Below are 11974 nucleotides of genomic sequence, written 5' to 3'. Positions count from 1 at the left end.
TGAATAAACCTTGAAATAAATATCAAAAATTTCCGTCATTTGGCGCAGCAAAAAAAGAGCCGTCATGCCGACAGCTCCGCCTTACGTAAAATATTCGATTTTCGCTTTCGGAAAATAGGTTTCGATATAAGACTCGAGCGTTTCCCTTAAGGCATGTTCTTCGTCCTTTTGGTATATATATTTGCCGATTCCGTAACGTCCCCATTTGTACCTTCGCTTTTCTTCATCCAGCTCAAGCTTTGTTTTCGGATAGTTCTTCTCGATCACCCGTTTGGCCGGTTTTGTAAAACGATGCTGGATCAGTTCAAATGTAATGTCATGCCGAACATCTTCATCAAGTGCCGCATCCAGCTTCTCAAACAGTTCCTTATAGCCTTCCTCCCAGCCATCATGAATATAAATGGGCGCCACGATGAAACCGAGGGGATAGCCCGCTTTAGCGACTTTGACGGCGGCTTCAATCCGTTTGTCGAGCGGAGAAGTTCCCGGTTCAAAGTTTTTAATGACATAATCCGCATTGATGCTGAATCTGAATCTTGTCTTTCCGTTATGCTTCGCATCAAGCAAGTGATCGACATGATGAAATTTGGTCACGAATCTGAGCTTTCCCAATTCGCTTTGTCCGAAATGCTCAATGGCTCTTTTTAATGTATGTGTCAAATGATCAATTCCGACGATATCAGACGTACAAGAGGCTTCAAATCTTGTAAATTCCGGAGCCCGTTCTTTCATATACTCATCAGCCTGATCCAGAATCTCTTCCACATTGACATATGTCCGGATGTAAGGCTTTGACCCCATCGTCGTCTGCAGATAGCAATAGTGGCAATGCCCCATACAGCCCGTCGCAAACGGAATAGCATATTCGGCGGATGGCTTTGAAGAATCGAATTTCAATGTTTTCCGGACGCCGATCACCAAGGTTGATTTCGCGTTCCGGTATTGCTGCAAATGATTTTTCCCCGGAATATTCCGGACTTGATTATGCGAGGTCGTTTCTCTGATTTCAAGCCCCATGTTTTCAAACTTATGTTTCAGCTCTTGTCCTAACGGGTATTCGAGCGCTCGCGGTTCAATATAAACAAGCTGGGGAACAAACGGCTTCAGCATAGACAGACACTCCCTTTATATAGTCTCATGTTGTTACTTTCCGTTTAAAAGAGAGTGAATATGCGTTGTAAACATTTCCTTTGATCAGCGGTGCCGATCTTCTTCAAAAAGCTCGCTGTAAAGCGCTTCCGCTTCTTCATATGTCGAAAAGACCGCATCATCTTCGGCCAGCGGATGATAGGTTTCGTGTAAAAAAAGAGACAGTTCCCCCTCATGGTATGGGTGATGAACGATCTCCGCCTCTTTAATATGGGCAACATTGGCGGCATGCGGATTACGGTAAATGACGTAGACCGTATCCCCCGCTCCAAATGATTTTGTCATGATAATCCCTCCTGTTGAAAGTTATTGTTCCCCCCTTTTTTCCGAATATGAAAAAAACCAGACGGCTTACACCGTCTGGCTGTTGTATTACTTATTGAAAGTTTCTTTAACGAATGCGACAACCTCTTCAGTCGTGCTCATAGACAAGATTGTTTCTTTGAATGATTCAGCTTCTTTTTTAGAAAGCTTGCTGATCTGCGTTCTTGCCGGAAGGATGGATGTAGCGCTCATTGAGAACTCATCTAAGCCTAAGCCGAGAAGAATCGGAATCGCAATTTCGTCTCCTGCCATTTCTCCGCACATGCCGACCCATTTGCCCTCTTTGTGAGCGGCTTCAATGACAAGCGTAATAAGACGGAGAATCGCCGGATTGTATGGCTGATACAGATAAGCCACGCGCTCGTTCATGCGGTCAGCAGCCATTGTGTATTGGATCAAGTCATTTGTTCCGATACTGAAGAAGTCAACTTCTGTGGCAAACTGATCTGCGATAACGGCTGTAGACGGAATCTCTACCATCATACCGACTTCAATATCGTCAGAAACCGTTACGCCGGCTTTGACGAGTTTTTCTTTTTCTTCAAGAAGAATCGCTTTCGCCTGTTTAAACTCGTTTACTGTCGCAATCATCGGGAACATGATTTTTAAGTTTCCGTATGTACTTGCACGAAGCAGCGCACGCAGCTGAGTTCTGAAGATTTCTTGTTCTTCAAGGCAAAGGCGGATAGCTCTGTAGCCCAAAAACGGGTTCATTTCTTTAGGAAGCTGCAGGTAAGGAAGCTCTTTGTCGCCGCCGATATCCAATGTCCGCACGACTACTGATTTTCCTTCCATACGCTCAAGAACCGTCTTATAAGCGTCGAATTGCTCGTCTTCTGTCGGAAGCTGGTCGCGTCCCATGTAAAGGAATTCCGTACGGTAAAGCCCTACAGCTTCTCCGCCGTTTTCAAGAACGCCTTTTACATCATCAGGGGTGCCGATGTTTGCGGCAAGCTCTACATGATGGCCGTCTTTTGAAACAGTCGGTTCATTGACGAGCTTAGCCCATTCAGCTTTTTGCGCCAGGTAGGCACTGTGCTTTTCTTCATATTTCTTTAATGTTTCACTGGAAGGATCGATGATCACATCACCATCGATGCCGTCTACGATCACCGTAACACCGTTTTCAATTGTGCCTGTAGCCGCTTTTGTTCCGACAACAGCCGGGATTTCAAGCGAACGGGCCATGATTGCGGAGTGTGAAGTGCGTCCGCCGATATCAGTTGTAAAACCTTTTACAAACTGGCGGTTTAATTGCGCCGTATCAGACGGTGTCAAATCTTCAGCCACGATGACAACCTCTTCTGAGATCATGCTCGGGTTCGGAATTTCCACGCCCAGCAGGTGCCCTGTCACACGTTTTGTTACGTCACGGATATCCGCCGCACGCTCTTTCATGTATTCGTTATCCATTGATTCAAACATGGTCACGAACATGGAAGCCGTTTCTTTTAAAGCGAATTCCGCATTAACTGAATCTGTGCTGATTTTTTCCTTTACCGGGTTTAACAGCTCAGGATCACTCAGAACCAAAAGGTGCGCGGAGAAAATATCAGCTTTGTCTTGTCCCAGTTCTTTTAAAGCATGCTCTTTAATTTTCTCAAGCTCTTCTTTAGAACGTACAATCGCTTCATCAAAACGGCTTACTTCAGCCGCAGCATCAGCAATGTTTTTCTTTTCAACCGTTAAGTCCGGCTCTTCAAGCCGGTATGCTTTTGCAATCGCAATTCCGGCTGAAGCGCCTATTCCTTTTAATTCTTGCATTACTCGCCGAGTCCTTCGCTTTTCATTGTTTCTTCTAAAGCGTTAAGAGCGTCGTTTTCGTCAGCGCCTGCAGCGGAAATTGTGATTTCAGCGCCTTTAGCGATACCTAGAGACATAACGCCCATGATAGACTTAAGGTTTACTGTTTTGCCGTTATATTCTAAGTTTACGTCAGCATCATATTTGCTTGCAGTCTGTACAAGAACTGTCGCAGGACGAGCGTGGATTCCGGAATCTGCTGTTACTTTAAATGTTTTTTGTGCCATGATTATCATTCTCCTTTAAATTAAAGCTATTTTACTACACAATATTATATCATACAGCCGTACTTGTCATCTGACAAGCACGGCGTATTTATATGCTTATTTTCCGATTTTCACAATATCTTTTTGTTCCCGTTTTACAGTACCTTCGGCCGAAAGGGAAATCGTTTCACCCTCAGCAAGATTTGTAAAGACAATCGGTGTCATTAATGAAGGAACATGAGGTTTAACCGCCTCAAGATCAACTTCAAGCAGCTTTTGCCCCGGTTCAACCCGGTCACCCTCAGAAACAAAAGAAGTGAATCCTTCACCTTTCAGGCTGACTGTATCGATTCCGAAATGAATCAGAATCTCTCTTCCGCCGTCAGACTGGAGGCCGATCGCATGTTTTGTCGGGAAAACATTCAGCACTTTTCCGCGGACAGGCGATACGACGATTCCTTCTTCCGGAAGAATCGCAAAACCGTCACCCATCATTTTCCCTGAGAACACCTGGTCAGGCACATCCGTAATCGGATGGATTTCGCCGGTAATCGGAGAAACGAACACTTCTTCACCCTGCTCGTTTTGGAGCGGATCCGCGATAACCTCTTCAACCTGCTGGCTGACTTCTTCTTGTGCGGATACTTTCGGTTCAGGGCGCGGCGTGCGTCCAGCGATGATATCCTGCATCTGAGTTTTTAAACCGTCAGAGCGCGGGCCGAAAATGGCCTGAATGTTGTTTCCGACTTCAAGGACGCCTGATGCGCCAAGCTGTTTCAGGCGGGCCTTATCCACTTTCTTCTGGTCGTTGACCGTCACACGAAGTCTCGTGATACAAGCATCAAGGTGTTTAATGTTTTGCTGATCACCCATCGCCTGAAGGATTTCATAAGGAAGGTCGCCGGCTTCGCCTGATGCGCCTGCCCCTTCATCTGCAGCTTCTTCTTCACGGCCCGGCGTTTTCAAGTTGAACTTCCTGATCGCAAACCGGAAACCGAAGTAGTAAATGAGGGCTAATCCTAAGCCGACCGGAATGACAAGCCACCAAGCCGTCCGGTTAGGCAGAATTCCGAACAGGAAGTAGTCAATCAGACCCCCTGAGAAGGTCATACCGATTTTTACATGCAGCAGCTGCATGACCATAAAGGAAAGCCCCGCGAATACGCAGTGAATCGCAAACAGGATAGGAGCCACAAACAAGAATGAGAATTCAAGCGGCTCGGTGATTCCCGTTAAGAAGCTTGTCAGAGCGGCAGAACCCATGATTCCGGCTACAAGTTTTTTCTTTTCAGGCTTCGCTTCATGATAGATTGCAAGCGCTGCCGCCGGAAGGCCGAACATCATAAACGGATATTTCCCCGTCATAAATGTACCTGCCGTCAGCTGTACGCCGTCTTTAATCTGAGCCATGAAAATCCGCTGATCTCCGCGGATAATGTCTCCAGCGGCATCTTTATAACTGAAAAATTCATACCAGAACGGCGAGTAGAAAATGTGATGAAGACCGAACGGAATCAATGACCGTTCAATCATTCCGAAAATAAAGGCCGCCAAGGTTGGATTCGCTTCCACAAGTCCCGTTGAGAAGGAATTCAGACCATGCTGGATCGGAGGCCAGATTACTAACATAATAAGACCGAGAATTAATGCGGAAATTGATGTGATAATCGGAACGAACCGCTTACCCGCAAAGAATCCGAGGTACTGCGGAAGTTCAATTTTATAAAACTTGTTGAACAATAACGCGGCCAGAACCCCGACGATAATACCGCCGAACACGCCCGTCGCCAAAGTGGGTATCCCCAGCATGTTAATATAGGCCGGATGGTTTTCCGCAAAAAACTTAGCGCGTTCAATTTTGTCAGATGGAATGCTGCCGTTTGCCATAAGCACGGCGCTCATGGATACGTTCATGACCAAGTATCCGATAATGGCCGCGATTCCGGCAACGCCGTCTCCGTTCGCAAGACCGATCGCAACCCCTACTGCAAAAAGAAGCGGCAGGTTGTCAAATACGATTTGGCCGGCGCTTTCCATAACGTTCGCCACAAGCTGAACGTTATCATTGCTTAAGAAATGCATGACTTGGATCATATCTTTGTTCTGCATGGCATTCCCTAACGCAAGCAAGATCCCCGCAGCCGGTAAAATCGCAACCGGAAGCATAAGAGCACGGCCGATTTTTTGGAGAACGCCGAATAATGCTTTAAACATAAAGAATGTACCTCCCCTGTTAGCTAGTGTGACCTTACAGCGAAAATTCATGACAACGAATTCACAGGCGCAAGTCTTCAGTTTAACCGTTTACATTTGCCCTTTTACACAACAAAAAGCATGAGTAAAAAAGGGTGTGCAAAATAACGGGGCCGTTCTTCCCGTTTTTTACCCTCAATCACTCATGCCTGATCGAATCAGTGACACGTTTTTAAAGGTCTCAACTGAAATTATGAAATTTTATTGGTTAATCGGTACAGATGAAGCGTGAGATAAACCGCTTCCGCCTCATGAACTGGTTTTTTCAGCATTTGCTGTAAGATTTTTATCAGTTTCCAAGCAGTATTGTAGCATAGCGGGTATTCATTTTTCAATAATAACATTAACTTTTCTGGTTCTTTTGTCTGCTCTTCCCGGTTAATCCTATCTATGGTAAATCTGATATGCCGGATCAGCCGCAAATAGTGGACGCTTTCTTTATTGACTTTCATTTGGAAAGATTCCTCTATCACCTGAACGAGCCGGGACATCAGCTGCGAATGCTGGTTGACCTCTGAAAGGGACCGATTCGTCAGGGCGGAGTGGATATGAAGAGCGATAAAGCCGATCTCCCCTTCCGGAAGGCAGATTCCAGTCTTTTCATTAATTATGCCGACGACTTCACGGGCAATCTGAAATTCTTCCGGATAAAGCGTTTCGGTTTCCATAAGAAAAGGGTTTTTAATGTCAAAGCCCTGCTGCAGCCGCTTTACCGCAAAGGCGATATGATCCGTCAGCGCAATATGGATATGTTCATTTAACGGTTGGCTTGTTCGGTTCCTGATATGATAAATGACGTCATTGGAGATGTCGACAAGTGTCTCGTCCACATAACCGAGGAGCTTTTTAAATTGTTTTTGTTCTTTTTCATCCTTTAAGATGAACATCTTGTCATACCCTTTATCTTCAATGACATCCGCTTGTTTTTTTCCAAAGCCGATTCCTTTTCCGATCAAGACGACCTCACTGTATCTATCATGTGTTGCGATCAGCACATTGTTATTTAATACCTTCTCAACTGTAAAGGACCCCTTCATGATCCTCAGCTCCTTTGTCATTCAATACCTCATATCGTACAAAACGAACAGAAAGTGCGTCAATTCTTTTTTTAGACGGTTGATCGTTCAATAAGACGGTAATCAAGAATCTTCCTTGCCGGAGGCCCGCCGCTGATCCGATTCTTAAGCATGTGAAAAGCCTGCTTTCCCATTTCTTTCGTTTGTATATCTATTGTGGAAATACCTAACATCTTGCTGATATCATGATTGTCGATGCTCAAAATCGCCAGCTCTTCCGGAATGCGCGTCCCGTTTGCCTTGGCTTCAAGGTAAAGACCGGCGGATACTTGATCATTCGCCGCAAACAGCGCAGTCGGTTTGTCATCCCAGCTCTTCCATCTGTGAAAAAGGGCTTTCCCGTCAAGCAGCGTCAGCGCCTTTTCCACAACCAGCTCTTCCCTGTAAGGCCGGCCGATCTTCTTCAGCGCCTCTTTGTATGCGGCAATGCGGACTTGACTGTTTTTTCCTTTTTTCTGGCCAGGCTGATCGCTATTTTTCGGTGTCCCTTTTCTATCAGATAATCCAGGCCGTGCCGAAATGCTTCCCCATGCGGATTACTGATTGAGGACAGCTCAGTGGCATCAGTGTGCTGGCAGAGAATAATGGGTTCTTTCACGGTAAGCAGCTGCTCATCGGAAATTGCTTTGGAGCAGATAATGAGGCCGTCCACCTGGCGCTCCTGTAATTGCGATAAAGCAAAGCGTTCTCTTTGCTGCTGATAATCCGTCTGGTATAAAGAAAGATGCACGCCTGACGCTTCGGCAGCCTCGGCAATACCGGCGACAAGGTCTGCAAAATACGGAAGATTCACCGACGGCAGCACAACGCCGATCATATCGGAAAAGCCTTTGGATAAATGCACGGCATGGATGTTGCGCGTATAGCCGAGCGATTGTACCGCTTTTTTCACTCTTTCTCTTTTGTCTTCGCTTACATAAGGATGATCGTTTAATACTCTTGATACTGTTGTAACAGAAACCCCGGCAGCGCCGGCAATGTCTCTGATCGTAGCCATGGCGTCCCCCCTTTCTTTTTTTCCTTGATCTGGAATGCGTTTCATACAGTAAGCTAAAAACAAATACAGCCTATTCATTTGAAAGGAGAATAACAGTGATGGGGATTCTTTGCTTAATCGGTTTGTGTCTGGCCATACTCGGCGGCAGTTATCTTGCTATGCGGCCGCTGCGGGAAAAGCATGATATCAAACCATTTCAGCATTTTGATGACTTTTTCATTTAACAAGTTGATAAAAAAGGACGCTGCGTTCCAGAACCGTCCTTTTTTATCACAAAGCTTTCTATTTCAGGATCATTAATTCTTTCGGATATTGCGTTAATGCTTCGGCGCCGTCTTTTGTGACAAACACATCGTCTTCAATGCGCACGCCGCCTACATCCGGCACGTAAATCCCCGGTTCTATCGTGTACACCATACCTTCTTTGAGGAGCGTGTCGTTCGCGCTGCTCATTGATGGATATTCATGAACCGAAATCCCGAGTCCGTGGCCGAGGCGGTGGGGGAAATAGTCTCCGTATCCGGCTTTTTCAATAATGCCGCGGGCTTTTAAATCAAGATCGCCGATTCTCACACCGGGTTTGCTTAATTGAAGCGCCGCCTTTTCAGCTTTAAGCACCGTTTCGTAAATCTCTTCCTGTTTCGGGCTGATTGATTGGTATGCGAATGTTCTCGTAATGTCTGAGCAGTAGCCGTCAAGAATAACACCCAGGTCAAACAGAACGAAATCGCCTTTTTTCAGACGGTCTGTACCCGGATTGCCATGAGGCTGGCCTGATTTTTCTCCGAACAGCACCATCGTTGAAAACGACATGCCCTGCACGCCTTTTTTCTTCAGCTCAAACTCAATCTGCGCCAGCACTTCAGTTTCACTCACGCCCTCTTTAAGCGCTGCGACACCGACTTCAACTCCGAAATCCGCAAGTTTTGCCGCTTCCCTGAGAATGCTGATTTCTTTCTCATCTTTTACGAGACGGAATTGGTTGAGCGTTTCTTCTGCCGAAGCGAACGCGGCGCCCCCTGAAGCATGTTTGAGTTGTTCTGAACGTGAAAGCGAGATCGAATCCTTTTCAACCGCGATGGAATCAAGGCGCACATTTCGTTTTGTAAGCTCGGCTTTGATCAGCTCCCACGGGTCTTCGTGATCGCCGTAGCCGATAATTTCATACTCCCACCCGGCGCTGCGGGCTTGTCCGGCTTCCATTCCCGGGCAGACGAAAAACGGCTCCTGTTCTTGAAACAGGAACAATCCCATTAACCGCTCATGCGGATCCGTATAAAAATCAGTTAAATAAAATACGTTTTCCTTTGTATGTATAAACGCCGCATCGTGTCCTTCTTTTTTCAGCCAATCTGAAACACGTTGTAATCTGTTCATTTTTTGTTTTTCCTCCTTACCAAAGTGGCTCTTTATTCATTCTATCAGTTTTCCGGCGTTTATGCTGTGAACGAACATTTAAAAAAACAGCCGCCCGATGTGCGGCTGTTTTGTTTATTTTAATAACCTGAGTCCGTTCAGTATGACCAGAATCGTGCTTCCTTCATGCCCGATAACGCCAAACGGCAGTTCCATCACCTGCAGGAAGTTGGCGCAGATCAACAGGCAGATGACCGAGAGCGAAAAAACGATGTTCTGCTTAATAATCCGGTTCATTTTCCGTGAGAGCCTGCACATTTTCACAAGCTTATGAAGATCATTTTTCATCAGAACCAAGTCAGCCGTCTCTAAAGCCACGTCCGTTCCCCCTCCCATCGCAATACCGACGTCAGCGGTTTTCAGAGCGGGCGCGTCATTAATGCCGTCTCCGACCATGGCGATTGTGCCGTACGTTTCTTTCAGTTTCTTCACTTCCTCTGCCTTTTGGTCAGGCAGACAATCGGCAACAACCGTCGTCATGCCAGCCTCTTTTGCGATGGCAGCCGCTGTTTCAGGCTGATCTCCGGTAAGCATGGCCGTTTTAATCCCGAGTGATTCAAGCTCAGCCATTACGGCTTTTGCTTCTGGCCGGATTTGATCCTTTAACGCAAAACAGCCCGCTATCCTGTCATCTTTCTTAACAAAAACCAGCGTACAGCCTTTATCTTTTAACTCATTTCCCGATGTTTTCAAAAAAGCGTCTGCATCCTCTTTCCCTGCAAATCCAGCTTTTCCGATCATCCATTTAGCGCCTTCTATATCGGCCTGAACACCGAATCCGGACGTCTCGTCAATCGATGTATGGCCTGCAGGCACAGCGCCCCGGCTTTCGGCAAATGCAGCTATCGCCTTTGCGAGCGGGTGGCTTGATTGCTTTTCAATGGCATACACCGCTTGCATGACCTCATCCTCATCCTCATTCACATGTTCCGCCGCTTGGAATGCAGCAACTTCCGGCTGTCCCTTTGTGACCGTGCCGGTTTTGTCAAAAGCAATCATCCGGACGCTTCCCAGCTGCTCTAAAAACACACTTCCTTTAACCAATAATCCGTTGCGGGCTCCATTTGAAATAAGAGAAAGCGCAGCGGGCATAATGGAAGCGACAAGAGCGCACGGGGAGGCGACCACCATAAACACCATCGCCCGGTAAAAGGTTTCACTCCAGCTCCAGCCTAAAGCAAAATGAGGAACGAATAAAAGCAAAGCCACGGCTAAAAGCACGCCTTTTACATAGACACTTTCGAAACGCTCAATAAATGCCTGAGCCGGTGACACGCTGTTTTGAGCAGATTCTACCAGCCGGATGATTTTTCTGAATAGAGACTGCTCATTTGTTTTCGTAACTCGGACCGTTAAAGAACCGTTTCCGTTTACCGTTCCTGTAAACACAGAATCTCCGGCTGTTTTTTCCGCCGGCATCGATTCACCCGTCAACGCCGATTCATCAAGACTCGTCGCGCCTGACTCGATGATCCCGTCTGCCGCTACGCGTTCGCCCGGCTTAATGACGATCATGTCGCCGATCTTGAGTTCAGCGGCCGGCACCCGCTTTTCCTGTCCGTCTTTAAGCAGGGTCGCTTCCTCCGGTTCCAGTTTCATCAAGGAGGTTAAATCATGGCTGCTTTTATTCATCGTATACGTTTCCAGCGCGCCGCTTAACGAAAAAATAAAGATAAGAACAGCGCCTTCCGCCCAATACCCGATAAGGGCAGAGCCGACAGCCGCAAAAATCATCAGAAGTTCAACATTTAAAGCCTTCGTCTCCAGCGTATCTTCAATTCCTTCTTTCGCTTTTGCAAATCCGCCGATCACAAAGGCCAGGATATACAAAGTAACGGACAGGCCTTTTGCTTCGGTGAAAAACCAGGCCGCAAGAATAAGGGCGCCCGATACGAGAGCCGCAATGAGTTCCGCATGCTGGAGCCACTTTTTTCCGGACCGCTCTTCTTGAGTCTGCTGTTGTGAATGGGTTTGAGTCACCACTTGTTCATTCATTATGAATTCTCCTCTCTAATTGAGAACGCAAATCATCTTCATTTCCCTGATAAAAGCAAAACTGCCGCCTTACAGGCAGCATTTTCACAGTACTATCGCGGTGTTTTTCTTTATTATAGCACGCCGGCGAAAGATTTCAATTATAATTGTTTTAATTTCTTTTTGATAATAATTATCATTATAATCCCTTCAGCTGTTCATGATATGAAAAAAAGGAGCGGGAGGTAATCCTCCCGCTCCTTTTTATTTCTCAGACCATTCTTTTAATTGTGAAGCGGTCATCGGACCGATGATCTTTTTTTCGATTTCTCCTTTTTCATTCAGCAGAAATGACGTGGGAATCGTCATGATCCCGTATTCCTTCATAAGCTCGCCCTTAGAGTCAAGAACGACCGGGAATGTGAGATGGTGCTGATTGACAAAGTTTTGAACGGCCTCTTTGTTTTGCTCAGCATTCATGAGATTTACCGTTACAAGACTTACATCATCGGATTGATGCTGTTCATAATACGTTTGAAACTGCGGCAGTTCTTTTTTACACGGCGGACACCACGATGTCCAAAAATGCAAAATGGTTTTCTGCCCTTTATTCGGGACCGATATCTCGTCTCCTTCAATCGTCTTCATCAGAAACACGGCGGGAACTGCCTGTTTTTCTGATGAGGCTTTTGCTTCAGGCATCCAGAGAGCGGCAGCAATCAAAAGGACTGCGCATGCAATAAGACGGTTTTTATGCATAAGATCTTCCTTTCACG

The 11974-nt window shown here is 46.3% G+C and carries 10 protein-coding genes and 1 pseudogene; 1 reads left to right on the top strand and 10 read right to left on the bottom strand.

The features are described 5' to 3' along the window. Positions 1–81: 81 nt before the first annotated feature. The 7 genes and pseudogenes from splB to AD710_RS14685 all read right to left on the bottom strand — a co-directional run bounded on the left by splB (position 82) and on the right by AD710_RS14685 (position 7808). On the bottom strand, positions 82–1110 hold the full coding sequence (gene splB / locus AD710_RS14715; protein WP_049628380.1) for a spore photoproduct lyase: 1029 nt from the start codon (positions 1108–1110) through the stop codon (positions 82–84). 84 nt (positions 1111–1194) lie between these two features. Further along, positions 1195–1434: a splAB operon transcriptional regulator SplA gene (locus AD710_RS14710; protein ID WP_047475280.1), complete on the bottom strand. Its 240-nt coding sequence runs from the start codon at positions 1432–1434 to the stop codon at positions 1195–1197. An 87-nt stretch (positions 1435–1521) separates the two neighbouring features. Continuing rightward, complete coding sequence (ptsP, locus tag AD710_RS14705) at positions 1522–3237, bottom strand: phosphoenolpyruvate--protein phosphotransferase (RefSeq protein ID WP_013352056.1); 1716 nt, start codon at positions 3235–3237, stop codon at positions 1522–1524. After that, on the bottom strand, positions 3237–3503 hold the full coding sequence (locus tag AD710_RS14700) for a phosphocarrier protein HPr (protein ID WP_010334034.1): 267 nt from the start codon (positions 3501–3503) through the stop codon (positions 3237–3239). The genes ptsP and AD710_RS14700 overlap by 1 nt, the downstream gene beginning before the upstream one ends. A 96-nt stretch (positions 3504–3599) precedes the next feature. Then, a complete protein-coding gene (gene ptsG, locus AD710_RS14695) occupies positions 3600–5696 on the bottom strand; it encodes a glucose-specific PTS transporter subunit IIBC (RefSeq protein WP_016936322.1) in 2097 nt (698 codons plus the stop codon). A gap of 230 nt (positions 5697–5926) precedes the next feature. Further along, positions 5927–6793: a glucose PTS transporter transcription antiterminator GlcT gene (gene glcT / locus AD710_RS14690; protein WP_156187177.1), complete on the bottom strand. Its 867-nt coding sequence runs from the start codon at positions 6791–6793 to the stop codon at positions 5927–5929. Between the two features lie 50 nt (positions 6794–6843). Further along, positions 6844–7808, bottom strand: a pseudogene (locus AD710_RS14685) (LacI family DNA-binding transcriptional regulator). A gap of 98 nt (positions 7809–7906) precedes the next feature. On the opposite strand from AD710_RS14685, the gene AD710_RS20235 reads away from it, so the two are divergent. Next, a complete protein-coding gene (locus tag AD710_RS20235) occupies positions 7907–8032 on the top strand; it encodes a hypothetical protein (RefSeq protein ID WP_016936325.1) in 126 nt (41 codons plus the stop codon). Positions 8033–8090: 58 nt separating this feature from the next. On the opposite strand, the gene AD710_RS14680 is transcribed toward AD710_RS20235, so the two are convergent. The 3 genes from AD710_RS14680 to stoA form a co-directional block, all read right to left on the bottom strand. Beyond that, on the bottom strand, positions 8091–9185 hold the full coding sequence (locus AD710_RS14680) for a M24 family metallopeptidase (RefSeq protein WP_049628379.1): 1095 nt from the start codon (positions 9183–9185) through the stop codon (positions 8091–8093). A gap of 114 nt (positions 9186–9299) precedes the next feature. Next, positions 9300–11219, bottom strand: coding sequence for a heavy metal translocating P-type ATPase (locus AD710_RS14675; protein WP_049628378.1), 1920 nt, complete (start codon positions 11217–11219; stop codon positions 9300–9302). A 243-nt stretch (positions 11220–11462) separates the two neighbouring features. Then, a complete protein-coding gene (stoA, locus tag AD710_RS14670) occupies positions 11463–11957 on the bottom strand; it encodes an endospore biogenesis thiol-disulfide oxidoreductase StoA (RefSeq protein ID WP_049628377.1) in 495 nt (164 codons plus the stop codon). Between the last annotated feature and the right edge of the window lie 17 nt (positions 11958–11974).

The sequence above is a fragment of the Bacillus sp. JFL15 genome, assembly GCF_001184225.1.
GTDB classification, from domain to species: domain Bacteria; phylum Bacillota; class Bacilli; order Bacillales; family Bacillaceae; genus Bacillus; species Bacillus siamensis.
The sequence above is the reverse complement of the archived record's forward strand: the minus strand, read 5'-3'. Positions and strand labels throughout refer to the sequence as shown.